Source organism: Catenulispora sp. GP43 (assembly GCF_041260665.1).
In the GTDB taxonomy this organism is placed as follows: domain Bacteria; phylum Actinomycetota; class Actinomycetes; order Streptomycetales; family Catenulisporaceae; genus Catenulispora.
Window position 1 is genome coordinate 1 of the sequence record NZ_JBGCCT010000022.1, and the last position, 25202, is coordinate 25202.

General features: G+C 69.4%; 25 protein-coding genes and 1 pseudogene. 11 read left to right on the forward strand and 15 right to left on the reverse strand.

Translation table 11 applies throughout. From position 1 onward, the window contains the following. A partial coding sequence (locus tag ABH926_RS35400; RefSeq protein WP_370370441.1) for a pirin-like C-terminal cupin domain-containing protein occupies window positions 1-177 on the forward strand: 177 nt, incomplete at its 5' end. A 47-nt stretch (window positions 178-224) separates the two neighbouring features. Then, a complete protein-coding gene (locus tag ABH926_RS35405; RefSeq protein WP_370370329.1) occupies window positions 225-587 on the forward strand; it encodes a GNAT family N-acetyltransferase in 363 nt (120 codons plus the stop codon). Window positions 588-723: 136 nt separating this feature from the next. Here ABH926_RS35405 and ABH926_RS35410 read toward each other — a convergent pair whose 3' ends face one another. The 13 genes from ABH926_RS35410 to ABH926_RS35470 form a co-directional block, all read right to left on the reverse strand. Then, the gene (locus tag ABH926_RS35410) at window positions 724-1173 is read right to left on the reverse strand and encodes an ester cyclase (protein ID WP_370370330.1); all 450 of its coding nucleotides are present in this window, start codon (window positions 1171-1173) and stop codon (window positions 724-726) included. Window positions 1174-1451: 278 nt separating this feature from the next. Beyond that, window positions 1452-2144, reverse strand: a complete 693-nt coding sequence (locus ABH926_RS35415) for an alpha-ketoglutarate-dependent dioxygenase AlkB (protein WP_370370331.1) — start codon at window positions 2142-2144, stop codon at window positions 1452-1454. Further along, the gene (locus tag ABH926_RS35420; RefSeq protein ID WP_370370332.1) at window positions 2144-2659 is read right to left on the reverse strand and encodes a hypothetical protein; all 516 of its coding nucleotides are present in this window, start codon (window positions 2657-2659) and stop codon (window positions 2144-2146) included. The genes ABH926_RS35415 and ABH926_RS35420 overlap by 1 nt, the downstream gene beginning before the upstream one ends. Further along, window positions 2647-2943: an Ada metal-binding domain-containing protein gene (locus ABH926_RS35425; RefSeq protein ID WP_370370442.1), complete on the reverse strand. Its 297-nt coding sequence runs from the start codon at window positions 2941-2943 to the stop codon at window positions 2647-2649. Before ABH926_RS35425 ends, ABH926_RS35420 begins: the two co-directional genes overlap by 13 nt. After that, a complete protein-coding gene (locus ABH926_RS35430; RefSeq protein WP_370370450.1) occupies window positions 2943-3083 on the reverse strand; it encodes a hypothetical protein in 141 nt (46 codons plus the stop codon). The genes ABH926_RS35425 and ABH926_RS35430 overlap by 1 nt, the downstream gene beginning before the upstream one ends. Then, entirely contained in the window at window positions 3080-3631 is a 552-nt protein-coding gene (locus tag ABH926_RS35435) for a methylated-DNA--[protein]-cysteine S-methyltransferase (RefSeq protein WP_370370443.1), read from the reverse strand. The genes ABH926_RS35430 and ABH926_RS35435 overlap by 4 nt, the downstream gene beginning before the upstream one ends. Before the next feature lie 59 nt (window positions 3632-3690). Continuing rightward, window positions 3691-4182, reverse strand: coding sequence for an RNA polymerase sigma factor (locus ABH926_RS35440; protein WP_370370333.1), 492 nt, complete (start codon window positions 4180-4182; stop codon window positions 3691-3693). 303 nt (window positions 4183-4485) lie between these two features. Next, window positions 4486-4725, reverse strand: coding sequence for a hypothetical protein (locus ABH926_RS35445; RefSeq protein ID WP_370370334.1), 240 nt, complete (start codon window positions 4723-4725; stop codon window positions 4486-4488). Between the two features lie 81 nt (window positions 4726-4806). Further along, a complete protein-coding gene (locus tag ABH926_RS35450; RefSeq protein ID WP_370370335.1) occupies window positions 4807-6078 on the reverse strand; it encodes a LuxR C-terminal-related transcriptional regulator in 1272 nt (423 codons plus the stop codon). Between the two features lie 38 nt (window positions 6079-6116). After that, window positions 6117-7091: an amidohydrolase family protein gene (locus ABH926_RS35455; RefSeq protein ID WP_370370336.1), complete on the reverse strand. Its 975-nt coding sequence runs from the start codon at window positions 7089-7091 to the stop codon at window positions 6117-6119. A gap of 75 nt (window positions 7092-7166) precedes the next feature. Next, window positions 7167-7655, reverse strand: a complete 489-nt coding sequence (locus ABH926_RS35460; protein WP_370370337.1) for a nuclear transport factor 2 family protein — start codon at window positions 7653-7655, stop codon at window positions 7167-7169. Window positions 7656-7708: 53 nt separating this feature from the next. Then, window positions 7709-8722, reverse strand: coding sequence for a hypothetical protein (locus ABH926_RS35465; RefSeq protein ID WP_370370338.1), 1014 nt, complete (start codon window positions 8720-8722; stop codon window positions 7709-7711). A gap of 19 nt (window positions 8723-8741) precedes the next feature. Next, entirely contained in the window at window positions 8742-10358 is a 1617-nt protein-coding gene (locus tag ABH926_RS35470) for a PQQ-binding-like beta-propeller repeat protein (RefSeq protein ID WP_370370339.1), read from the reverse strand. A 184-nt stretch (window positions 10359-10542) separates the two neighbouring features. Here ABH926_RS35470 and ABH926_RS35475 point away from each other — a divergent pair, with 184 nt between their 5' ends. The 4 genes from ABH926_RS35475 to ABH926_RS35490 all read left to right on the forward strand — a co-directional run bounded on the left by ABH926_RS35475 (window position 10543) and on the right by ABH926_RS35490 (window position 17582). Continuing rightward, window positions 10543-13230, forward strand: a complete 2688-nt coding sequence (locus ABH926_RS35475) for a LuxR C-terminal-related transcriptional regulator (protein WP_370370340.1) — start codon at window positions 10543-10545, stop codon at window positions 13228-13230. 65 nt (window positions 13231-13295) lie between these two features. Then, window positions 13296-13571 carry a hypothetical protein gene (locus ABH926_RS35480; protein WP_370370341.1) on the forward strand — a complete coding sequence of 92 codons (276 nt, stop codon included), beginning with the start codon at window positions 13296-13298 and terminating at the stop codon, window positions 13569-13571. 34 nt (window positions 13572-13605) lie between these two features. Beyond that, window positions 13606-13974, forward strand: a complete 369-nt coding sequence (locus tag ABH926_RS35485; protein WP_370370342.1) for a nuclear transport factor 2 family protein — start codon at window positions 13606-13608, stop codon at window positions 13972-13974. 653 nt (window positions 13975-14627) lie between these two features. Then, on the forward strand, window positions 14628-17582 hold the full coding sequence (locus ABH926_RS35490) for a BTAD domain-containing putative transcriptional regulator (protein ID WP_370370343.1): 2955 nt from the start codon (window positions 14628-14630) through the stop codon (window positions 17580-17582). Window positions 17583-17703: 121 nt separating this feature from the next. Here the strand turns inward: ABH926_RS35490 and ABH926_RS35495 are convergent, their stop codons facing one another. Both ABH926_RS35495 and ABH926_RS35500 read right to left on the reverse strand, forming a co-directional pair. Next, entirely contained in the window at window positions 17704-21804 is a 4101-nt protein-coding gene (locus ABH926_RS35495; RefSeq protein WP_370370344.1) for a hypothetical protein, read from the reverse strand. 8 nt (window positions 21805-21812) lie between these two features. After that, on the reverse strand, window positions 21813-22226 hold the full coding sequence (locus ABH926_RS35500) for a peptidoglycan-binding protein (RefSeq protein WP_370370345.1): 414 nt from the start codon (window positions 22224-22226) through the stop codon (window positions 21813-21815). Window positions 22227-22555: 329 nt separating this feature from the next. Between ABH926_RS35500 and ABH926_RS35505 the strand changes: the two genes are divergently transcribed. The 5 genes and pseudogenes from ABH926_RS35505 to ABH926_RS35525 all read left to right on the forward strand — a co-directional run. Next, window positions 22556-22966: a peptidoglycan-binding protein gene (locus ABH926_RS35505; RefSeq protein ID WP_370370346.1), complete on the forward strand. Its 411-nt coding sequence runs from the start codon at window positions 22556-22558 to the stop codon at window positions 22964-22966. A gap of 84 nt (window positions 22967-23050) precedes the next feature. Next, window positions 23051-23749 carry a hypothetical protein gene (locus ABH926_RS35510; RefSeq protein ID WP_370370347.1) on the forward strand — a complete coding sequence of 233 codons (699 nt, stop codon included), beginning with the start codon at window positions 23051-23053 and terminating at the stop codon, window positions 23747-23749. A gap of 69 nt (window positions 23750-23818) precedes the next feature. Next, window positions 23819-24256: a hypothetical protein gene (locus tag ABH926_RS35515; protein WP_370370348.1), complete on the forward strand. Its 438-nt coding sequence runs from the start codon at window positions 23819-23821 to the stop codon at window positions 24254-24256. Between the two features lie 33 nt (window positions 24257-24289). Then, a complete protein-coding gene (locus ABH926_RS35520) occupies window positions 24290-24820 on the forward strand; it encodes a DUF4232 domain-containing protein (protein ID WP_370370349.1) in 531 nt (176 codons plus the stop codon). A 111-nt stretch (window positions 24821-24931) separates the two neighbouring features. Then, window positions 24932-25120: pseudogene (locus ABH926_RS35525) on the forward strand (Fe-Mn family superoxide dismutase); the annotation flags it as partial. Between the last annotated feature and the right edge of the window lie 82 nt (window positions 25121-25202).

Here is a 25202-nt window from a genome sequence, read left to right on the forward strand (position 1 = left end):
GGTGAGCCCATCCGCGAACCAGTAGTGCACTACGGCCCGTTCGTCATGAACACCGAAGACGAAATCCGCCAGGCCCTCGCCGACTTCCGCGCCGGCAAAATGGGCGTGGAACCGACCGACCCCATCCCGCACATCCAGCCCGGCGACACACCGCCCCCGGCGGGACAGCCGGACTGAGCAGCACCGACGAACCAAACCCCGACGCAAAATAGGAAGACAGGACCATGAGTGCCGACGTCCCCGCGATCGAGGTAGTGAACAACAGCCACGAGCACCGCTACGAGATCCTCCGCGATGGAGCACTCGCGGGCTTCACCGAGTACCGGGTGCGCGGAAACCGCGTCGTGTTCATCCACACTGAGATCGACGACGCCTTCGCCGGCCAGGGCCTGGCCGGCATCCTGGCCCGCCAGGCCCTCGACGCCGTCGCCGCCACCGGCGCCACGATCGTTCCCGTCTGTCCGTTCATCGCGTCGTGGCTGCGTAAGCATCCTGAGTTCGAAGGCAAAGTCAGCTGGGACGACGCCGATCGCTGGATCGCCGGCGACCATTTCTTGAGCGACCCGGTGGGCTCCGACGGCGTTTGACGGACGACGTCAGGATCAGCTCCGAGGCGGCTTGCAATGGCCATCGGTGGCTGGAGGTCCAACCGTCGGCGCTGGTGATCTCTGGGCGGTGGGCCGGGCCACCCGGTCCGGCCCGCCGCCGGTTGTGCGGGGGCTGTCAGGCGGTGGCGATGATGCCCAGCTGCTGGAGGACCTTGACGCCGTCGTCGAGGCCGAGCTCCTCGACGATGAGGCCGTTCTGGACCTTCAGGACGGTGGTGCCGGTGAAGCGCAAGGTCTTGCCGGAGGCGGTGGGCACCGAGCCGATGGGGAGGTCGTCGAAGACGATGGCGCCGGTGTGGGTGCCGCCGCCTTCCCACTGGCCGACGATGTAGTCGCCTTCGCCGATGAGGTCGGCGGTGCCCCAGAAGTTCAGGTCCGGGAAGGCGGTGCGGAACTTGGTTGCGAAATCGCGGACCTGGTCGCGCCCGCGCATCGGCTGGTGCAGGGAATATTCAAAGCGGATGTCGGGGTGCGCGAGCTCGTCGATGACCTTCGGGTTCCAGGGGTTGCCCCAGAACTCGGTGAACCAGCGCCCGACGATGTTCTTGTTCTCCTCGACCGACATGGTGTTGTTCCGTTCTTTGCTTGGCGGTGGCCGGTGGGCTCCCGCATCGGTTGTCACTGGGAAGACGGTGCCGAACGTCGTCGCGTGAGATCGGATTCGAAGATTGTTGGAAGGGACCTGATGCCCGCGGCCTCCGGGCGCGGTCAGCCGCGGGCATCGTCCGGGCCGGGGTCCCGGATACCTGGAAGACGTTGCGCAAGGCTCGAACGTGAGGCAGCACCCACGACCCTGGATCGTGGGTGGTGCCGGTTGCGGAGCGCGGTGGAGCGGGTGGGGGTCTAGGCGAAGGTGCGGGGCGGTGGGTCGGTCAGTCCGGTTGTGCGCATGGTGATGTTGATGCGGCCTTCGGTCAGGCCGCAGTCGTCGGGGGCGGTGCCGGCGTGGATCTTGGGGACGCCGTGATAGGCGAGGCGGGATTCGCCGCCGAAGACGAACAGGTCGCCGGAGCGCAGGTCCAGGTCGGTGTACGGCTTGGTGCGGGTGGTGGTGTTGCCGAAGCGGAACGTGCAGGTGTCGCCGATGGACAGCGACACCACCGGTGCGAGGCTGGCTTCGTCCTTATCCTGGTGCATGCCGAGGCGGGCGTCGGTGTCGTAGAAGTTCACCAGCGCCGCGTCCGGGGTGTAGCGCGCTACGAGGTCGTTGGGGTGGCCGGTGTCGTGTAGGGCGCGGCGGCCCAGGCGGATCATCCAGTCCGGGAGCGGGAGCACGGCTGCGCCGTTGACGTCGTCGGCGGTTCGGCTGTACCGGTAGGGCTGCCAGTGCCAGCCCAGGCATACTGTGCGCACGCTCATCCGATGTCCGCCGACCGAAGCCGCGCGGATCGGAACAGGCCCGGCGGCCCATTTGCGGAACTGCCCGACGATCCACGCCTGCTGAGATCCGGTCAGCCAGCCGGGTACCAGGTGCGCGCCGGGAGCGGGGCTGATCGGGTCGCGTGGCTCGGCCGGCAGGTCGAAGAGGGCTGTCATCACCGCTCCGGCGTCAGGACGACCCGGCCGTCGCCGGCGACGCTCCAGCCGGTGCCGTCGGCGGCGGCTCCGGACAGGCCGCGCAGGTGGTGCGTGCCGACCAGGGCCAAGGCGGACGGGCGCCCGACGGCGGCGGTGGCCAGCGTGCGCTCGGCACGCCAGGCCGTGGACCACAGCAGCCGCCGGGTCATCTGCGCCCAGCCGGTCTCCGGCCCGGTCACCACCCACAGGTCGGCCGGGGCCTCGGCGAAGCGTTGGGCCTGCCGCAGCCAGGAGGCCGCCGTCTCCGGCCAGCTGACCATGGCCGCGACGGTGCCGCCGACGGCCTGCCAAGCGTCCGCGATGGCGTCCGCGGCGGCCAGGGCCGCCGGGGTACGGCCGGAACCGACCGCGATGGCTCGCGCCCCGCGCGCGCGGGCCAGCTCGACGAGCGCGCTGACCTCGAGCTCTGTGACACCCGGCTCCGGACCCAGCTGCGGCGGCCAGGCCAGCAGGGGACTGGTCACGGTGTCCATGCGATGTCTTCCTCTCGGGCAGTCTTCCACGCCTGATACCGCTCCGGGCAGCACACGGCGCACGGCCGATACCCGGCGGCGACCGCCGTGGCCTCGTCGGCGAAGAACACCCGCCACGCGACGTAGCCGCCGGCGGCGATGGCCCGCAGTGCTGACGGGCAGTCCAGCCGTCCGTAGATCTTGGAGCGGCGGTGGCCGCCCCAGCTGGCCTTGTCGAGCGAGCGAAGGGGGCTGCCAGCGGGGCCGAAGAGCGTGTACGGACCGGTGGTGATCACGACGGGGATTATGTGGCGTCGTGAAAGACCAGGGCCAGGGTGTGCCGTCTGCCCGTGCGGACGAGCTCGGCGGCCACCGCGGCCCAGTCCGCGGCCTGGACCCGCCCGGCCCACGCGCGGCCTGGGGTGGTGATCGTCCGGGTGGTCATGCTGCGGTCTCCAGCTCCAGCAGGGTCTTCTTGGCTTCCAGCCCGCCGATGTAGCCTCCCAGGGTGCCGTCGGTGCGCAGCACGCGGTGGCAGGGGACGACCACCGGCAGCGGATTGGTGGCGCAGGCGGTGCCGACCGCCCGCACCGCATTGGGGTTGCCGACCAGCTCGGCGACCTCGCGATAGCTGCGCGTCCGGCCGTAGCCGATGTCCGGCAGGTGCCGTTGCACCAGCTGCCGGAATCCCTTGGACAAAGACAGATCCAGCGGCAGGTCGAACGTCCGACGTCGGCGGTCGAAGTATTCGTCGACCTCCCGGGCGGCCTCGTCGAGCCGGCCGGGGGCGCACAGGATACGCGGGCTGACCTTGTCGGCCAGCCTCTGCAAGACCAGGTCGTGGTCCTCGATCGCGTAGGCGACGCGGATCAGGCCCCTGTCGGTGGCCGCCAGCAGCAGCCGCCCGACCGGGGAGTCGACGATGGTGTAGGCGACGTCCACCAGGGCCGCGGACTGGGCCTCGGCCTCCAGCCGGCGGTGCAGCCGGGCCAGAGTCTCAGGGCCGACGGGAGCCGACAGCATGCTCAGTACGTCTTCGCGCCGGATGTCGTTCATTTCGATGCTCCTCTCGTGGTCGCGCCCGGAAACTGTTTTCGCAGGTTCTTCAACCCGTCCGCCACGGCGCGGCGGGCCGCCGCGACGGTCCCGCCGATGATCGCCGCGATCTCGTCGTGCGGCATCCCCGCCAGGTAGCGGAACGTCACCGCCTGCCGCTGCTTGTCCGGAAGGCGCCCCACCGCCTCCCACAACTCCCCGTCGGCGTGCCCGGGCACGCCCAGCGAACTGACTGTCTCCGGCAAGTCCTCGACCGGCAGCGGCTGACGACCGGCGGCGCGCAGCACGTCGATCGCCTTGTGCCGCGCGATCGTCACCAGCCACGCCTCGACGTTCGCGGTGTCCGGCAGCTCCGGCCAGGCCCGCATCGCCGCCAGGAACGTCTCCGACCAGGCGTCGTCGGCGTCGTGCGTACCCAGCAGTGCCCGACACACCCGCAGCACAGTGGCGCCGTGCTGCTCGACTGCCTTCTCGAACGGTTCCTTCATGCTGTTCCTGTCGCAGACGCGGTACGCGGACCTGACGTATTCGAAGAGTTCAGGACCGCATCAACCTGGCCCATGCCGCGCCGGCTTCCTGGCGGTCGGCCACGATCGTGACCTCGCCCACGGTCGTGTCCACCACCGGATGCCGCACGTTCACGATCTTGCCTTCCCCTGAGTCATCTGCTGCTCTGAAGACGGCCACGAAGGTGAAAACGTGAGATGCGGCTTTCCGACACGGCGCTGGCCTAATCAGCCAAAGGAAACGAGGAGGCACCAAAAGAGAGGCTTGGACAAAGCCCCCGCTCGTCATGGGTCGCAGACCTGGCTGCGCGGCTGCGCAGGGTCGAGCTTTCGGATCTCGAGCAGGTCCAGGCCGAGCGCCTCGATCTCGGCCAGCACGCCGTAGAGTGCCGACTGGTCCAGCAGGCCGGTGAGTACGGTGTGCGCGCCGTGATGCCGGGGCGCCAGTGTCGGGAACGCCGACAGTACCGAGGCGCCGAGGTGTCCGTTGATCCGGATCAGGTATGCGGCGGGCGTCGGGTCCATGACACCATGATCAACGGTGGGCCGGTGACGCCGCACCACCGGAATCCGGTGACCCTGGGCTGGGAGGTCAGCGTTGGGAGGTCAGCGCGAGCGGCGAGCGGCCAGCAGTCGCAGTTCCCGGGCGCGCCGCACGGCCGAGGATCGGTCACGGACCTGGAGCTTGGAGTAGATGCTGCGCAGATGCGTGTCGACGGTGTTCAGCGAGACGGACAGTTCGCCGGCGATCTCGGGCCGGGACAGGTTCGTCGGCAGATATCGCAGCACCCTGAGCTCACCTGGGCTGATTTCCTCCGCCGGCGGTTGTGCGGACTGCTCTTTGGCCGCCGGTGATGAGCCGCGCAGGATGTCTAGGATGTCGGCGAGGAGCGCCCCATGTGCTGTCTGGTGCCCGGGGAGCTCCTCCAGCAACTGCTGGGAGCCCGTCATCGCGAACGGCAGGACGAGCCTGTCGGACTCCGCCAGGGCCAGCGCCCGTTCCGCCGCGTGGTTCGCTGCTTGCCGGTCGCCGATCGCACGATGGGCGAGCCCGGCGAGCAGGTGTGCTTCAACGAGCGTGACGTAACCGAGGACCGGTGCCTTACCACTGAGAACATCATGCACCGCGTCCAGGGCTCCGGCCGGATCGCCTTCCACGAGGCAGATCACGGCGCGGGCGTTACGGATCTCACCGGAGCCGGCCCGCTCGTCATCGAGCGCTGCCAGGGCGGCGCGGGCTTCGCGCGGCGATCCGAGGCGGGCTTGCGTGGCGAGCCGCCAGCCGGTCATCTGGCTCGCCAGGGCTTGCGATCCCGCCAGCTGCGATGCCAGGTGCCCGGCCGTGCCGAACTCCTCGAGCGCCGCGGGCAGGCGGCCGCGCCCGGCGTGCAGCATCCCGGCCGTCTGGTGCAGCAGCAGCCTGATGTCCGGCCCCGTATCTGTTTGCAGAGCCTGCTCGGTGCGCAGCAACCACCGCTCGCCTTCGTCGAACTCGCCCAGCAGCACCATCGAGCCGGCGAGCGTCATCAAGGCGGGCGCGATCACCGGTTCTGATCCCCAGCCGTACCGTTCGGCGAGCTCGATCGCCTCGCGGCAGCGCTGCTGGGTGGTGGCGAACGAGTCGCTGTCCGGCAGGTCGGCGCCGTGGAAGATGTGCGCGAAGCTGAGCTGCGCCAGGCAGCCGACTTCCAGGTACGGCCGGCCGATCTCCCGGGCCAGCGCGGCGCCTTCCTTCAAGTGGCGTACGGCGTCCGGCAGCCCCAGGGACCATGCCTCGGCGGTCCCCAGGTTCATCAGCGCCACCGCGCGCAGGTCGCTGTCAAGGGCGATGTCCTCGTCGGACTGCCTCTCTTGTGCAGGGGCCGCAAGGAACCACATTCCTTGCGGCCGATTGTTCGGGGCGATCGATCTGGTCCTCAGGTCCTGCTGGAGGCGGCGGACCGTAGGTCGGCCAGGCGCGGGATGAGCTTCAGCGCGGTGCCGCTGAGAACCGCACTGCGCTCGGTGTCGGTGAGTTCCTCGCTGTGCTCGATCTGCCGGCGGCAGTCCACGGCCATGTCGTGGCGCAGGTACGGGTAGTCGGTTCCGAAGACGACGTGGTCGATACCCACGACCGAGCGCAGATGGCGCAGCACCGGGTCGGTCCAGGACAGCGCGGTGTCCCAATACAGCCGCCGGAATGTATCGGCCGCGCTGGTGCGGTCGGCGCCGCCCGGAATCACGTCCATCGCGTCGACGATGCCGAACCGCCCTGCCAGATACGGTACCGTGCCGCCGGCGTGGGAGATCACGTACTTGACGTCCGGAGTGCGGGCGAATGTGTTGCTGTAGTGCATGTGGGCGACAGCCCGGGTGGTGTCCGCGGTGAAGTCGATCAGTGAGTCGGGCAGGCCGAGGGCGTGCGCGGCGGGATCGGGCGAGGCGTTCGGGTGGATGAAGACCACAGCCGCGCGGCGTTGCAGCTCGTCGAACAGCGGGTCGAATCGTCGGTCGCCGAGATACGTGCCGCGCGCGTTGCTGAACAGAACGACACCGTCCAGGTGTAGTTCGTCGAGCGCGTATTCGAGTTCGGCCAGAGCGCCGTCGACGTCGGGCAGCGGCAGAGCGGCGAAGGCGGCGAACCGCTCGGGGTGCTCTCGGATCTGGGTCGCGGCCAGTTCGTTGCACCGCCGCGCAAGGGTGCCGGCCGCGGCGTCGTCGCCAGTGTGCACGCCCGGAGTGCTGATCGAGGTGACCGCCACGTCGATGCCCGCCTCGTCGAGGAAGTCCAGGGCACCGGTCAGCGACCACGGCGGCGGCGCGATGCCGCCGACCGGATCGTCGGCTTCGTTGGTGGCCTGCCAGAAGAAGTCCGGCAGCATGTGGTGGTGGATGTCTACCGTGAACGTCACGGAGGTGTCTCCTAGCGTTTTCGGGGGCTCTCGGCCGAATGTCGCCTCGGTCGTGGTCCGGCGCTGACGCGGGGGTCAGGATCGTCCGGCGGCCATCGCGTGGGCGATGACGCTCTCGTTGCCGGTCGCCCATTGGACGGTGAACGTCAGCCCGGCGATCCGCCAGCCGTCGGGCGTTCGCTTGAGCTGGTAGTCATGACGGCCGCCGACGGTCCAGACAGGGCCGCCCGAAGCGTTGGCGAACACGTGCGTGCCCTGCATGTTGGCCCCGCACGTCGCCTCGTCGCCGTCGAGCCTGATCACCTGCGAGGTGATCAGGTGATGGACCGCATTGAGGTTCTGAAGAGTCTGGCGCCATCCGTCGACGAACTCGGCGGCGCTGACACTCACGGGCTCACCACCGGTGAGAGAGGTCCGGTCGTTGTGGACCGTGTCGGTGAACAGCTGCTCGAGCGCGTTCCAGTCGCGCGCGTCGAGCAGCGGCGCGAGGCGGCCGATCAGGTCGAGGATCGCGAGGCGGTCTTCGGTCTCGGTGGTGTCGGTGGCTGACGTGCTCGGGGCCATGCTTGCTCCTTTGTCGTCGTGCCGTGAATCAGGTCGAACGTCCGTGGCAGCTGCTAGGAGGTGGCGCTGTCCCGGGCGGACAACGCCGCGAAGTCGATCGTCCCGGCCTGCAGCTTCGCGTCGTGTGGCGCGCTGTCGCCGCCGTCGGTGATGTAGATCGTGTCTCCGCGGACCGCGGTGTCGGTGGGCGAGTCCAGCCCGTCGGCGGCGGTCAGGACGACCTTCGACGTTCCGTCCGGGTAGACCGCGGCGATCTCGTCCTGGCCGTTGAGGGCGACGAACGCCACGTCGGAGAAGACGGACGGGAACTTGAAGTCGTCGATGCCCGCCAGATCGCCGGCGACCACCTTGATCGGCCCGGGGGCGCCGGTGGCCGTGACGGGTATCCGGAGCAGGGTCTGCCGGTCGGTGTTGGAAGCCCACACCGTGCCGTCGTGGTAGGTGACGCCGTTGACTCCGAAGTGTCCCGGACCGGCCACGGCCGGGGCGAGCGCGGGGTCGACGAGCCAGGCCGTCACCGGACCGCCCGCGCTGGGAACGGTCCAGATCGTCCCGGTCAGGCTGTCGGCGGCGTACAGGTTCCGGCCCGCCGCGTCGATCGTCAGTCCGTTGAGGAACTGGCCGGCCGGCAGCGCGCCGAAGCGCTCGGGGGTGCCGCCGGGGGGCAGCCGCCAGATACCGGAGCGCGTCGGGTCCTGGGAAAGGACGTTGTAGTAGACGGTGCCGTCGCAATCGCGGGCGTTGCCGCCGATCGCTTCTCCCGGCAGCCCGGTGACCAGGACCGTGCTCTGTCCGGTCGGGCTTATGCGCAGCAGCTCTGGCGGCTGGCCGGTGAGGAAGCCGAGCAGGGAGACGGTCAGCGAGCCGTCCGGGTCGACGGTGACGTTCTCCGGCTGGCCGCCCGCGGCGTAGTCGAACGTCGCCACCGTGCTCACGTTCGTGATGATGGGTTTGGTGGCACCGGAGCCGGTCGTGGCTCCGAGCGCGGACGGAGCGCCGAAGGCGACAGCGGCCGGCACGGCGAGCAGCGCCGCCGCGACCCGGATACTGAGACTTCTGCTGTTCATGGACGTTGTCCCTTCGTCACTATTGGTCTTGCTGGCGCTGAGGGCTGAAGGCGTAGAGCTTGTTGTTGTTGAGCACCGGGGTGCTGGAGCCAAGGCAGAAGACGCCGCAGTAGCCCGAGCCCCAGTAGACGGACCCGTTCGAGATCGCCGCTCCGCCGCTGACCGATCCGCTGCTGGCGAAGCTCCACAGGATCCGACCGGACGCGGCGTCGAGGGCGTACATGTCGGTGCCCGTGGCGTCGAGCGATCCGGCGTAGACGACGCCGTTGGCGGTGTTCGTGAAGGAGACGTCGGCCGCGCCGGTGGGGTCAGGGGTCTGCCAGAGGATCTTCCCGGTGGCCGGGTCCAGCGCCGTCCACGATCCGGCGGTGGCCGTCTGGCCCGCGTAGGGCCCGGATCCGCCGAGGGTGTAAGGGGTGTGAGCCACGTCGGCGAAGGGGACGTAGACACGCTTGCCGTCGCTGGCCGTGCCCCATTCGATCCCGGTGCCGGGACCGACGGGGGTCTGCCAGGCGACCTTGCCGGTGGCCGGGTCGACGGCCCAGTAGACGCCGCTCTTCTGGCCGATGCCCAGCAGTTGCTCGGGCTGGCCGGTCTGCGGGTTCGTCGTGGTGAACAGGTTCGGGCCAGAGCCGAAGTCGTAATCCGGACCGCTGGGCTGGGGGATGGTCCACAGGTCGGCCGACAACGTGTGGTCGGCCCAGGCCACGGAGCCGTCACCGAGACGGAGCGCGAGGATCGAGTCGAGGTAGTCGTCCGCGGCCGCCGGGGTGCAATCGGTTTGGCCCGGTGCCGCGCAGACACCCGCGGGCACGTTGTAGTTGTTGCCGGTGCCGGTGTACAGCAGCCCGCGGACCGGATCGATCACCGGGCTGGAGTCCCACACGGCGTTGCCGGTGTAGCCGCCGGGCAGATTGGAGTCGCTGTCGCCGTTGTTCGACGGCACGGTGTACACCTTCCAGCGCGTCCGGCCGGTCTTCGCGTCGATCGCCGCGATCGCTCCGCGGAAGGTGCTGGTGGTCGTCGCCTCGCCCTTCGAGGAGACGCCCTGATAGATGACACCGTTGTAGACCACCGGTGATCCGGTGATCCCGGCGTCGGGATCGGAGTCCACTGGAGAGGACCAGATCAGATTGCCGGTGAAGCGGTTCACCGCTATTTCCCTGGCCCCGGCCGTGCCCGGCTGCAGGAGCCAGCCGTCACCGAGGATGAGCTCGTCGCCGTACACGGCCGGGCTGGTGCGGGACACGTCGCCGGCGACACCGGTGTAGCCGGAGATGTCATGCGACCACAGGACGGTCCCGCTGCCCGCGGCGATTGCCCAGAGTTTGCCGCCGAAGTCCGGGACGTAGACGACACCGTCCGCGACCGTGGGGGTCGCCGACACGGCACCGGCCGTGGTCAGCGTCCAGCGCGGAGCCAGGGTACTTACGTTAGCCGGAGAGATCACGTGCTCGAACGGCTGGCTGTGGGTGTCGAAGATGTTCTGCCCGGCCGACGTCCAGTCGCCCGGCGCCCCGCCGGTACCGGCCGCGGCCCCCGCGGCGGGGAGCGCGAGCAGGCCGGCCGCCAACGCGATCAGGGTTCTGCCACGGGCCGTGCCTTTTCCTGCCGGACGGGATGTTCGGATCGCCATGATGCTCCTCGAAGGGGAGTGGCCAAGGGTCGCGCTGACAAGCCCAGGCTCACCGCCGGCGTGGTGAGCGGCCATCACCGGATCCGGGTGATTCGCACCGATGAGCGGGCTCCCCGGCAACAGTGGGCCCACCGGCCCGGGCTGCCGTTGACACGGGTGACAGAGTCCTGATACCGAGTAGATCATGGCGTCCATAGCAGGTGAGCCGGTGCACACACCCCGCCGAAAGCAGGCTGGGGTTCCGGGTCCGTTGCGGCTTATCGCCCGCGATACGCTTCAGACCGCTTTGGACCAGGCCGCCTCCCGAAAGGTGACCGTCGTCGCCGCACCCGCCGGGAGCGGGAAGACCTCGTTGTTGCGGGCCTGGGCCGGACGGCAGGACGAGCGGCGCGGTCTGGCGGTCGTCCAGGTCCAGCGCGACCAGCAGGACGCCCAGCTGTTCTGGCTCGCCATGCTGAAGGCGGTGCGCGCCCTGTCCGGCGAGCCCGTCGGGGCCGAGCCGCCGAAGGCGTCGCCGGATTTCGACGGCGCGGCCATGGTGGACCGCGTGCTGGCCGAACTCGCCGGGAGACGCGCACGGGTCACGGTGCTGATAGACGACGTCCACGAACTGGGTTCGGCAGAAGCGTTCACCCATCTGACCCGGCTGCTCACGAACCTCCCGGACGGCGTCCACGCGATTCTCGCGACCCGCCGGGACCTTCCGTTGCGGCTCCATCACCTGCGCCTGGAAGGGCAGCTGGCCGAGCTGCGGGCAGCAGACCTCCGCTTCTCCGAGGAAGAGACCCGCGTCCTGCTCACCGCCGCTGGCATCACTCTGTCGGATTCGGCCGTGACCCGGCTGCACGAGCGCACCGAGGGCTGGGCCGCCGGGCTGCGGCTCGCCGTGCTCTCCTTGACCGGACACCCCGACCCGGAACGGTTCGTCGCCGAGTTCACCGGCAGCGGCCGCGCCGTCGCGGAATACCTCATCGCCGAGATGCTCGAGCACCAGCCCGAGGATGTGCAGAACCTGCTCCTGCGCACGTCGATCCTGCAACGTGTCAACGGAGAGCTGGCCGACCTGCTCACCGGCCGCCCCGGATCGACGCGCATCCTGCTCGGCCTTGAAGACGCCAACGCTTTCGTGGTTTCCCTGGACGCGCAGCGGACCTGGTTCCGCTACCACCACATGTTCACCGACCTGCTACGCCTTGAACTGCGCCGGAGCCTGCCCGGCGAGGTCCAGGCCCTGCATCGCACCGCCGCCGCGTGGTTCACCGTGCACGGAGCCCACGTCGAGGCCGTCCGGCACCTGCAGGCCGCCGGCGACTGGTCCGAGGCCGCGGAGCTGCTGGTCGACTACTCGTTCGGCATGATGCTCGACGGCCAGGAGGAGACCATGCAGACGCTGCTGGAGGCCTTCCCGGGGCGGACCGGCGTCAACTTCCCGGAGCTCAGCGCCGTGCGCACCATGATCGACATGGTCCACGGGCGACTGGAGGAGGCCGCTGCCCACCTGGCGGTCACCGCGGCCTATGCGGCTTCGGCGCCCGAGGACCGAAGGCCCCGGCTGGAAGCCGCCGTCGCCGCGCTGAATCTCTCCATGGGAAGACGGCGTGCGAGCCTTCCGGAGGTCATGCGGCACGCCGTCTTCCTCGACCAGCCGCCGGCCGGCCAGACCGACGAGGAGATAGCGCTCGGTGCCGAGCTGCGCGTGGTGGCGCTGATGAACCTCGGCGCGATGGAGGCCTTCGCGCTGGGGGTCTCCGACGGCCCTCGCCATTTGCGGGAGGGCGCCGCCTTGGCCCGGAAGATCGGCCGGCCCTACCTGGAGGTGGCATGCCTGTCCCAACTCGGGTTCGCCACGAAGCTCCCCGACTTCACCGCCGCACGAATTCGCAGCGAAGAGGCGATCGCCCTGGCCGAGGAGCACGGCTGGGGCACGGCGCACATTCTGGCCCCGGCCCTGATCTCCCTGGCCTGCACGATGGTGTGGATGGGCGAGTTCGACGATGCCGAGGGCGTGGTGCACCGCGTGGACCTGGCGCTGCGGGGCGATGAGGGACCCGGTATCAGCACGCTGGCCCACTTGGTCAAGGGCATGCTGCACGCCGGGCGCTTCCGGCTGGCAGAGGCCGCCGACGCATTCGGCCGGGCCGCCGAGTTCCAGTCGCGGCTCCCCGAGCCGCACGCCCTGGGCGGCTATGTGATCGCCTGGCTGCTGGCCACCCGCGCACGCCTCGGTGCCGTCCAGGACGCCCGCGACGCCCTGGAAGCGCTCGACAGCCCGCTGATCGACTCCGGTGAGCTTCGCACGGCCCGGGCCGTCGTCTGCCTGGCCGAGGGCGACCCGGATGCGGCGCTGGCCGCAGTCGGCCCGGTGAACGACCGCGGTGCCCCGGTGGTTCACGTCGCCACCGTCGTCGAAGCCAACGTCCTGGCGGCCCTGGCACACGACGAACTCGGCGCGCACAAGGAGGCGCACGAAGCCTTGGAGTGCGCGCTGGCCCTGGCCGAGCCGCAGGGGCTGGTCCTGCCCTTCGTCATGGCCGGTGCCGGCGCGGTGCTGGAGGCCCTGCCACCGCACCGAACCGCCCACGCGGCGCTCCGAGCGGACATCCTCGACGTCGCGCACGGGACGTCGTTGACCACCCCGGCCCCGGCACCGACGGCGGCGCCCCCCGAACTCAGCCCGGCGGAAATCCGAGTCCTGCGATACCTGCCGACCAACCTGTCCCGCCCCGAAATCGCCGACGAGCTGTCCATCTCGGTCAACACGGTCAACACACACGTCCGCAACATTTACGCCAAGCTTCAGGCCACTGACCGGACCTCGGCCGTGCGCCGTGCCAGGCAGTTGCGCCTGCTGGCCACCGGCAACCCCCGTTAGGCGGCGGCGGTGTTCACCAGGATCTGGTGAGGCGGGTTCACCATCGCGGCGTCAAGCATGGGCCTATGACGGCAGAACCGGCCTTGTACACGCTCCGGATCGAGGGCCACCTCGGCGCCACCGCCCTGTCCGCCTTCCCGGCGCTCACCGCTGAGCGGCACGCGACGCAGACCGTGCTCGTCGGCATGCTGGATAGCTCGGCGCTTTACGGTGTGCTGGCGCAGATGGAGATGCTCGGGCTCGAACTTGTCGCGGTCACCAGGGTGGCCGGCCCGGCCTCGGCCACCGGGGCTCACTGGAATCCGGCGATGCCTTCTCACCCTCTCGTCGACGAACCTTGACCCATCCTGATCGATACCCGGATGGGACACTGCGATGACTGCCGAGACCGCCGACATCGAAGCGCTCGTGCGCCGCGCTCACCACACGGTGGAGGGCGACGTCCTGGACGTCCAGGGCTTCATGGATCTGTTCACCGAGGATGGCGTCTTCACCGGCATCGGCGGCTCTGAAGGCCAGACGAGCTACCGGGGCGAGCAACTGCGTTTCGTGGTCGCGTGGATGGGCCGGATCATCCAGCCGACCGGGGCCAGGGTCGACATCCCGGCCGCCGACTTCTGGTACGCAAGGGACGGCAAGATCGAGACCTTCAACTGCCACATCGGCATGATGCGCATGGTCGCGCAGATGGGTGTCGAGCCCGACCACGCCTCGGCGGTCGCGGCCTCCGCGACCGGGGTATGAGGGCGGAGATCCCGATTCGTCGGCCAGCGGGTGTGAGCTGGGGAGGAGTGTCGAGCTTGCTGGGCCACAGTGGTACAGATCGGCGGCGTTTTCACGCATGACCATCGTGGCCGGCCGGTCGACCTCACCGGCGCGGATGACTCGACCGTGCGGCATGTCGGTGAGGCCAGAGCACGTGTTCCCGAACGATCATCCGGGCGGCTTCGCCGTCTTCGCGCTCTACTGGGGGTTGAGTCGCAGTGCGGTCGCCGCGGCCGTGGCTGTCACCATCCACCGTCGGAGCGTTTGACAGCGATCTCCAAAAAACGACCTTCAGGTCGGGGCGCGAGGGCTACCGTCCATTCCGGTCACGTCTCCGGCGGACCTCCTCGCCGGGGTCGGTGAGATGGACTGAGCTCCAATCCAGCGGGCCAAGAGCTTGGGTCGTCGAGGTCGGGCTTGTCGACGTGAGCCTCGCCTCGGTCCAAGCGCGCCGGTCCAGGTTCGGCACCGGCGCGTGGTCGGTGCTGGCGGGCTGTGGCCATCAGGGTTCTGGCTTTTCAGGGGCTTGATTCACCTGATATCAGGTACCTGAAATGACCAGCGCGCGGAAGATCGCGGCCGACTAGGATCTGCTCCACACGGCGTCCAGATCTTGTCCACATGGAGCCGCCGTGCTAGGAAAGGTGGCGGTGGTGCTGCGTTTCAGCCTGCTCGGGCCTTTGGAGGTCCACGACGGGGCGGTTCCGGTCCAGGTGTCCGGCACCAAGCTTAGAACACTTCTCAGTGTTCTGCTTTTGCATGCGAACCAGCAGGTCCCGCCCGGCACGCTGCAGGCGGCGCTGTGGGGTACCGATCCACCGCGCAGCGTCGGCACGTCGCTGCCGAACCACGTCGCGCGGTTGCGCAGGCTGCTCGGGGATCGCGACGGCGACCGGGTCGAGACGGTGCGCGGGGGCTATCGGATCAAGGTGGCCGACGGCGAACTCGATGTCACGGAGTTCGCCGCGTTCGTGCGGTCCGCACAGGATGCCAGGGCCCGACAGGACTGGCCGGAGGTGATCCGGCGCACCGCGGCGGCCGAGGACCTGTGGCGGGGCACGCCGCTGGCCGCGGAGCCGGTCGACGTGCTCGCGCCGCACGTGCAGAAGCTCGTCACGACCCGGGTGGAGGCTCTGGAGTGGCACATCGACGCCGCGTTGCGGCTGGACCGGCTGGAGGGCCTGGCGTCCCGGCTGGCCGGCTTGGTCGAGGAGTACCCGCTCAGCGAGACGCTGACGGTCCAGTACATGCGGGTCCTGCATCGCACCGGACGGCGGGCCCAGGCGCTGGACGCCTTCCAGCGGCTGCGCCGGACCCTCGTCAAGGAGTTGGGCATCGAGCCGAGCGCGGCCACCCAGCAGGCTCAACGGCGGATCCTCGCCGCCGACGAGGCGGAGGATGAGGAGCGGCCCAGAACGAGCCCAGCTCATCCCGGCCCGGCCGAGACGGCATCAGAGGTCATCGACACTTCGGTGCCGCTGAACGGCTTTCAGCGGCACATCCTGACCACCGCATCGGTCGCGCCGGAAGAACCGATGGTGCCGACACGGCTGAGACAGCCGAGCCGGCCGGTCCCGCGCCAACTCCCGGCCGCGCCGCGGTTCTTCGTCGGCCGCGCCGAGCCCATCGAGGCGTTGTCCCAGGCCGCGGCCCGCGGCGAGGCGGTGATCGCGGTCGTCGGTGCCGGCGGCATCGGCAAGACCGCGCTGGCCTTGTCCTGGGCGCACCGGATGGCCGCCGACTTCCCGGACGGCCAGCTCTACCTGGATCTGCACGGGTTTTCCCCGGGCGGTTGGCCGGTGGCGCCCGCGGACGCGCTCGCCGCCTTGCTGCAGGCGCTGGGCGGCGCGGACGGCCCGATCCCCACCGACTTCGCCGCCCGTGCGGCGCTGTACCGCACCCTGGCGGCCGACCGGCGACTGCTGATCGTGCTGGACAACGCCGCCGACAGCGAGCAGGTCAGAGCCCTGCTTCCCGGCGGTTCCGGCTGTTTGACGGTCGTCACCAGCCGGAATCGGCTGGCCGCTCTGGTGGCGACCGCCGGGGCCCAACCGGTCCGGCTGGACCCGCTGGACGCCGACGAGGCGGGCGAACTGTTCCGGGCCCGGCTCGGGCCCGCACGGGTCGCGGACGACGCCGACGCGTTCTGCGCGCTCGCTGCGGCGTGTGCGGGCTTCCCGTTGGCGTTGGCTCTCATCGCGGCGCGCCTGGCCCTGGAGCCGGACCTGCTGCCCGCCGACCTGGCGCGCCAGCTCCGCGACGATCGCAGACGGCTGTCCGTGCTCGGCATCGCCGAGACGGCGGTCGACCTGCGGGATGTGTTCTCCTGGTCACGTCGGCAGCTGAGTCCGGCCGCCGCCCGGCTGTTCCTGACGCTGGGTCTGCATCCGGGTACCTCGGCGCCGATGCGCCTGGCCGCGCTGCTCGCGGACCTGCCGCGGGATACCGCGGACACGGCGTCGCGCGAACTGGCCGCCGCGCACCTGGCGCTGCTTACTGCCGATGGCCGGATCCTGTTCCACGACCTGATCCACCTGTATGCCGCCGAGTCCGCGGACGCCGAACTCGACGACGAGGACCGGCGCGGGATCCGGCAACGGATGTTCGACTACTACGCGCTCAGCGTCTTCGCGGCCAACCAGTTGGTCCACCCGACGCGGTCGGTGGTTCCCTTCCCGGGCCGGACCGGACACGGAGCGCACGCCACCGCCGAGGTCTTCGAAGACGTCATGGGCGCCGCGGCCTGGCTGGATCGGGAACGCGACGTGCTGGTGGCGGTCAGCGCCCAGGCCGACGAGGCCGGTGAGGACGCGACCGCCTGGTGGCTGGCGTGGTCGCTGACGGTCAGCATCGACCGCCGGGGCGACTGGCAGGCCCAGGTCGAGTTGCAGGAGCGGGCGCTGCGGGCCGCCGAGCGCATGGACCGCGCGGACTTGCGGGCCTGGACGCACCGCGAGTTGGCTACGGCCCACTGGCGGCTGGGCCGGCTGCCGGCCGCGAAGCAGCATCTGGCCGGGGCCCGCGACCTGTGGTGCGTGCTCGACGACCACGCGGGCCTGGCGCGGGTGTACCGGGCCTGGTCGCTGGTTTGCGAGAGCGAACAGGACTACCCCGCGGCCCTGGCCCACGCCTACTGTGCCCTCAGCCACGCGCGCGCCGCCGGGGACGCGGCCGAGAAGGGCATGGCGCTGGCGACAGTGGCCTGGCACTGCGCGATGTGCGGCGACTACCAGGCGGCGCTCACGCACGCCGGCGAGGCCGTGCGCATCCATGACGAGATCGGGTACCCCGTCGGCGCGGCGTACGCGCTGGACACGATGGGGATGGCGTCACAACGGCTCGGCCTGGACGAGGATGCCGTGCGGTACTACAACGAAGCCGCCGAGCGGTTCGAGGAAGGCGGGGAGCGCTACTACCTCGCTCAGACTCTCCTGCGGGTGGCGGAGGTGCATCGCTCGATGGGTGACGAAGAACTGGCCGGGGCGCGGTGCGCAGCGGCGCGCGCGATCGTCGACGGTCTGTCGGTGCCGCGGACCGATCCGATTCGCGCACTCCTGGACCCGTCCTGTTCGCCGGATCCGGGCTGATTGTGGCTGATGGCGGCCGACGGCGGATGCGGGCACTTGTCAGGGCCCTCATGAACTGCTCGGTGGGAGCCGCCCCGGCGGGCGGGCGGCTCCCGGATTCCGACGGCGCGGGGCAGTACGGCTATCCGAGCGCGGACTCCAGCGCCAGCATGTAGCGGTACTGGCCGGTTGCGTTCGGGTGGAAGCTGGACCGGCTGATCTCGATCCAGTTCTTCGGGTTGAACACCGCACCGGGCTGTTCGAAGTCGCCCGGGCCGTTCGGCGCCGCCACCAGGTCGTTGATGCCAGGCGTCTGGCCGCAGTCCTGGTAACCCTGGAAGAACGGATTCGCGTCGACGAAGGTCACCGGCTCGGCCCCGCTCGTCTCCTGCGGGTAGGTGCCGGCGGCCACCTCGGCGACCATGGCGCCTTCTGTGCTGCGGAAGTAGTCCCCCCAGCCGTTGAGCGTCGAGGCCGCGAAGGCGTTGGTGATGTTGCAGCCTCCGCTGGTCACCGTGCTGGGATCGAACAGGTCGGGGTAGCCGAGCACGATGATCCGGGCCTGCGGCGCGGCCGCGTGGATGGCCTGGATGACGGTGGCGGCGGAGCTCACCGCGCTGTTGATGTTGCCTTCCACAGTGCTGTTCGATTGGCAGCTGAACTCGATGCAGTCCTGCACCGCGGTGGAGAAGCCAGCGTCGTTGCCTCCGACGGTCAGCGTCACCAACGTGGTGTGGGCGTCGAGATAGCCGGAGTCGACCTGGTCCATCTCATGGAACTGTCCGTTTTCCCCCCACTGTGTGTTGTTGCCGTCGACGTTGCCTGTGTATGCGCCGGAGCAGGCCACCGAATGGAAGTCCAGATCCGACGCGGACGCGTCGGTCTCGGATCCGATGCTCGTACTGTGCCCGGTCAAGGTGGCCTGCCGGATCCAGGAGTTCTGGCCGCGTCGACACGCGTTCCAGGTCTCGCCGGACGACTTCTGCGTGTTCTGGTCGGCGTAGGGCCCGTGGTCGGTCTCCGGATACCAGGGAGCGTTGCCCTCTCCGGACGAGTAGGAGTCGCCCATCTGGACCACGAAGTCCGAGGGCTTCGTGGGCAGCGGCTGGAATCCGACGGCGTCCCAGGCGATGTCCATCGTTCCGGCACCGTCAGGCGTCGCGTTCGTCAGGGACACCGACTCCGACTGCGACGAATCGAAGTCGAAGACGCCCAGCGGGACCCACCTGTTCTTGCTCGCCTCGGTGTTCACGAAGCGGGTCTCCGTCGTGGTCCCGGACTGGATCGTGTACGGAGCCTGCTGTGTGGTGTCGCCGCTGTCGGGGATGTGCGCGAACACGCGGACCCAGCCGTTCAGCGCCGGAGGTGTCCACGTGCCCACGACCGTGTGGGCCGGATCGGAGGGGACCACGACCTTGTTGATACTGTCGAACGTGGCCGCCACCGTGTGGGTGAACCAGATGTGGCCGTTGTAACCCACTCCCAGCTGATGGAAGTCGATCTTCCCTGGGTAGTCGATCGGCGATGTACAGGGGTTGCAGTAGGGCGAGGCGTAGTCGAACTTCACCCCGAACTGCCCGCTCTGCTGCGAAGCCGCGCTACAACTCGCGCCCGGCACCGACGTGTTGCCGACCACGATCGTGCCGGTCGGGGGCGTGACACCGGAGGAGTCGGAACCCGTCGCGGCGGCGGTCCCGCCCACGGGACGGCAGTCGCCCGGATAGGGGTTCGTCACCATCGGGACCGAACTGCTGGAGGTGTACGTGAGGTTGGTACCACCGCACGCGTTCACCGAGCAGTTGACCCAGGTCACCGGCTGGTTCCACCAGCAGTGCAGGTTTGACAGGCCGCACAGCCCGGCCTTGTTCGCCGTCCCGTTGGAGTCGGGGGCCGCGTTCGGCGTACAGGAGTCGGCCGAGGTGCAGAAGGCCATGAACGACGGCTCGTACGGCGTCGACACGTGGGTCGGCGTCGCGTAGGCGGGAGCCCAGTTCTTCGTGGTGTAGTTGTACCGGGACACCGGCGAGTAGGCCCAGCCCATCACCAGCTCCGGGTACGTCCAGTGGTTCGGCACCTTGGTCTTGGCCGGGTCGTTGGTGAACACGCCGCGGTCGGCCGGGTAGATCGGGTTGGCGGGGTTGTTCAGCCAGCCCAGTCCCCAGTTCCCACCCGCTCCGCCGTTGTCGGTGCAGGTGTTGCTGGGTGTGCACCCGGTGGTGTTGCCGAAGGCGGGCGAGCCCGGCTCCACACCGGCGTTGTACGCCCATACCGCGAACCACCAGTTCTCGACACCAGAAGGGTCGCCGTTGCCGGCGATGATCCCTGCGGCCTTGAGCTGGTTCCACTTGTCGATCAGCATGTTCGCCGACGCCGCGATGTTGGAGGCGTAGTCGGTGGCGATGGCCTGCTGCATCTCGGCGGTGGTGTACTTGGCGATGTTGCCGTCGGCGATCGCGGTACCGGCCGGGGTGTTGATCGCCATGCCGGTGGTGATCTGACCGACGCCGTAGCCGCAGTCGACGGTGCCCCAGTCGATGCCGTTGCCGTAGAAGCCGCCCTGGTTGGCGTTCCCGGTGACGCCGTCCACTGCGTGCGGGCTGGCCTGCATGGTGTTCGACTCCTGCGCCAGCACGCCCAAGAGCACCTGCGCCGGGAGCTGGCCGCCGCCCTTGATCTGCTGGAGCGGGAACATGTCCTGCGGGGACCAGGACACCGGCATGCCGGAGTCCTCCCAGTTCGCGCCGCGGGTCCGGGTCAGCTGGCCCTGGACGGCGAGGTCGGCGGCCCACTCCACCTGGGGCGCGCTGGCCTGGTAGGTCTGGATCGTCGGGTCGTTGCGCGGCACCGCGCAACCGCGGTCCGGGTCCCAGGTGACGGTGGAGGGGTCCACGGTGCCGGTCCCGCTCGCCGTCCCGGCCGAAGCCTTCGCGGAGCCCTTCGTAGCGGTCGTCGCAGAGCTCTTCGTCGCAGCCCCGGTCGAACCGGTCGTCACGCCCACCGCCGTCAGCGCGGGGGACGCGGTGCTGCCGGCCTTGGGGTCGAGGGCCGCGGGCTCCAGCGCGAACGAGGCCTGCTTCCCGGTGGCGGTCACCGCGGCGGTGACGGCGATCTCGGTGGGCTCGGCGCCCTGCTGCCCGGCAGTGCCCTTGACGTGGTTGGTGGCCCCGGTGACGGCGAGGGCTCCGGTGGTTGAGACGTCGGCGTCCACCGGCGCTGCCAACGCGCGCCAGCCGCCCGTCTTCAGCAGGGACTCCGGGATCTTCGCGGCGTCGGAGCCGGTGAGGAAGACGTTGCCGGCGCTCGCGGCGACCTGGACGGCACCGGTCTTGCCGCTGCCCACAAGGGTGGACTTGCCCTGGGCGAAGCGGTGGATGTCGGTGTTCTGCTTGTCGGTGACCTGGTAGGCCAGGCCGCCGGCGGAGTCCGGATGGATGCGGTAGGGCACGGCCTTCTCGGACGCCAGGAGCCGAGTGCCTCCATTGTCGTCGACAGAGACCAGGGTACTGCCCAGGGCTGCGACGACTCCCCCGTTGTAGGGGACGGCCGAGGTCAGCTGGCCGGTGGAGTCGGTCTGGCGCACCACCTTGCCGGTGGCCGTGTCCAGGACCCGCACGGTGCTGACGGTCCGACCGTTCTTGGTGCTCGTGGCCGACAGCGTCGCGAGTTCCCCGGTCCCGCACCCCGGGTCGTAGTAGGCGAGTGAGGCGGTGAACGGCAGTTTGGTCACCTGGCCCGTGGTCAGGTCGACCGTCGCCACGAACGCGCCGGAGTCCAGAACCGGCCCCAGGTTGGTGAACTGGCGCGGCGCGTAGACCACGACCGCGCGTTTCCCGGAGGCGGTGAGGCAGGACTGGCCAATCCACTGGTCGGTGTCGAAGCCGGGTTCGGACAGCGTCGCGGCCGTGCGCCACTGGTAGCCGGCCGATGCATCGGCGACCAGCACGTGGAAGCCGTCGGCGTCACCGCTGGTGGTGACGGCGCGGTCGCCGGAGGTCTGCCAGCCCTTCGCAAGGACGGTGTCGGGGTCGGAGAGTTTGGCGGAAGGCGCACCGGCGCTGGGGGCGCCGACATCAGCACCCTGTCTCGAAGAGGACGACGGCGTGCGGTCGGCGGCCGGAGCCTGCCGAGCCTGGGCCGGCCCGCCGAGGACACTCACCGCGGTCGCGGCGGCAGCGGTCATGGTCAGGCCGAGCCGCAGCCGACGGCGTACCCGCCGGCTGCCTCGGGATCCGTGGGCGATCATCGACACCCCTAGTTGTAAGACACGTTCGAGGCGTACATGGCCAGGTAAGCCCACGTCTGCGGACCCACGACGCCGTCGACGCTGAGCTCGTTGGAGTTGACGCTTTGGAAGTTCCAGACCGCGTTCCAGGTGTGCTGACCGTAGATGCCGTCGATTGAGAGGTAGTAGGCGTTGTCATATGCGTCGAGCAGGCACTGGGCCTCGTGGACCGGACCGTAGTTGTCCACGTTGCCGAACGCGTTCAGGTCTTCCGAGCCCTTGCCAACGGTCTGGCCACTGTCGTCGTACTGCCCGTACATTCCGCGGCAGTAGTCGAGGTAGGTCATGCCACTGGCGTGGGCCGCCGTGGCGGCGCCGACGCCGACGCCGACGATCGAGGTCAGGCTCAGGCCCAGGGCCGCGAGGCGAGTACGGGCGCGCATTGGGGTCTCCCTTGTGAAGGATCGGTGCATGGCGGGCAGCCTGGTGGCCGGCTGCCCAGGGAACTGATGCAACCGTCGCGGATGCACCTCACATCCGGTTCACAAGGCGTCCACACGGCACGCTCGCCGCTTGACGGTTCACAGACCTCCGGCACGCCGTGGGCGCGCCGACAGGCCGTGGCCCCGCGGCTACATGTGGGTTCGATGTGGGTCAGACATGAACGTTCCCGTGGAGGATCGATGCTCAGAGCGACCGTGGCAGCAGGACGGTTCCTCGGCGGGGCCGGTAATCCGTCGGCCTCACCACACCCGAAGAAAGGCACAGTGGAATGCCCACCAAGAAGGTGGCTGTTCGAGGCGGCCTGGTCGCGGTGGCTGTCGGCGTCGCCATCGCCGGCACCACCACCACGGCGAGCGCGAATGTGAACGCCCCATGGATCGGCTACGGCTACTCGACCAACACGCACGCGGTCTGGTGCGTCCAGCACGACATCAACTACTTCAGCACGCACTACGCAGGGTCTTCAGCCATCCCCGTCATTTCCGAGGACGGCATATGGGGACCGCAGACCTACAATGCGGTCAGGTGGTACCAGAACGAAAGGTTCGGGCCTTCCACCGTCGACGGCATCGTCGGTCCGCTGACCGGCGGTGATCTCCTTGTCGAAGGCGACCCCTATTACAACGGGGCCTGGCCGGCGAATGGTTACTGCTCCACCTACCTCCCGACCTATTCCTGACGAACCGGTCCGACCCGCTGGCACCACGCGTGGCATCAGGGGCCTTGCGCGTACAGCGGGTCGGCGGCCTTCACGATGCCTCGCGTGGTCATGGACAACGCCTACCCGCGGAAGGTGACCCTGCCGGGCCACAGCCAGTCGATCTGGCAGGAGGCGTCAGCGCGCGGGAACACCGAGTCCTTCGCCTTCCTGGCCTGCTCCGGCGCGACCTCGATCGACATGACGTCGAACGCGGTCGACAATCCACCCATTCCCGACGACCAGGCCGGCTCCACGGTCTTGGGGCGCGCCGGCGGCAACCACGACGAGGCGCTGGAGCTGGAACAGGGCTACCTGGACTCCACGACGACGTTGGTCACCGTCTCGGTCGGTGACGACGCTCGCTTCGCCGCGGTGCTGCAGGGCTGCGTCGCGACGCTTGTGGACTGCACCAACCCCGGCTACCGACTCACCGTCCACGGCCACCTCGACCCGCAACCGCTGGTCCAGTACGAGCCCTACGTCATCAATACCCTGCTGCCCTCGCACCTGCAGGCGGTCTACGACACCATCCACGGCCTCGCGCCCAACGCGAAGATCGTCGTGTTCGGCTATCCCCACATCTTCCCGCCGGTCCCGCTGTCCCTGTGTGGCGGGGTCGGCACCAACGGGCACTCGGCCTGCGGCGCCGCGCCATGGCTTAACGCGCTGGTCGCGACCGACATCACCAGCAGCTTCCACCCGACCGCCGCCGGCCAGGCCGCGTACGCGCAACTCGTCAACGGCTACCTGGCCGGCCACTGAGCGTTCGGGACGGACCACCGTCCCGACGAATGAACACAGCCACCAACCCTTCAGAAAGGCAGAACGACCATGCTCGTCAAGAAGCTCGCGACCCGAGCCGGCCTCGCCGTCGCGGCGAGCGCTCTGGCGCTCGTCGGCACCGCCGGATCCGCCAGCGCCAACCCGAACGCGCCGTACATCGGCAGCGGCTACGTCACCAGCGGTGCCGGCGTGTGGTGCGTGCAGCATTCCATCAACTACTTCATCACCCATGGCTACGTTCAGGACTTCGCCCCCAACGGCGCACCCGGCCACGGCACCATCTCCGAGGACAGCACCTGGGGTCCGCAGACCGCGGACGCGGTGCGCTGGATCCAAGGCCTGTGGCACTTCTCGCAGGACGCGGTCGTGGGTCCGGACACCGGCACGACCCTCATCTGGTGGGGCGACCCGTACTACAACGGCCGGCCCGGTGCTCTGGGCTACTGCTGGAACTACATCCCCGGTGACTTCACCTACCGCAACTGACCCGACCCCAGACAAGACAATAAGGAACCTGATATGAAAAAGGCCTTGACATCCCTGGCCGGCGTCGCCGTCGCGGCACTGGCGACCCTCACCGCTCCGATCGCCCGGGCCGCCCCGGCGACGGCCGTGTCCAACTGCACCTCCGCCAACGTCGCCGTCACCCTCGGGCACGAGGGCGCCGGCATGGGCCACGTCGGAGTCTTCCTGCTGTTCACCAACACCAGCACATCGGTGACCTGCGCGATGCACGGTTACCCGACCGCCTCCTACGGCCTGTCCGACGGCACCACTCTGACCGCGGCGAAGACCCTCCTCGGCTGGACCGGCGGCGTCTCGCAGGGCACCACCGCGCCCGGCGTCATCCTCGCCCCGGGTCAGCAGGCCTCGGCCATCGTTGAGTGGACGGACATCGTCAACGCCGGCCAGCAGTGCTACTCCGGCATCTCGACCAACCTCCGGATCACCCCGCCCGGGATGGGCAAGGTGACGACCCTGTCCGTCGGCACCCCCTGCGGGAACTTCGAGGTGCACCCGGTCGTGCCGGGGACGAGCGGGGACTACTAGGAGTGCTTTGTCAGGTCTGATCCGGTGCCGTACAGCGCAGTATGGCACCGGATCAGATGGTTGAGCGGCCTGGAAGTCGATGCGGGTGTGCGACGTCGCCACCGGCATGACCCACTGCTCGTCTTCGACGCCTGGGAGCACGCCTACTACCTTCAGTACCGCAACGTCCGCCCGGATTACGTCGCCGAGCAACCCCTGCGGGATGCCGCTTTCCTGGCGCCAGGGGCTTGCGATCGCGGTGGGTCCTGGCGGCGCCGGCGGCGGGGTCCGTGGTTGACGGCCCGCCCGGCTCGGCTGTGACAGTGGAGCCGAAAAACACGGCGCGTACCTGAGGTTGCTGACACATCGGGCTGCTGCGACCGAGAGCGTGCTACGCAGGCGC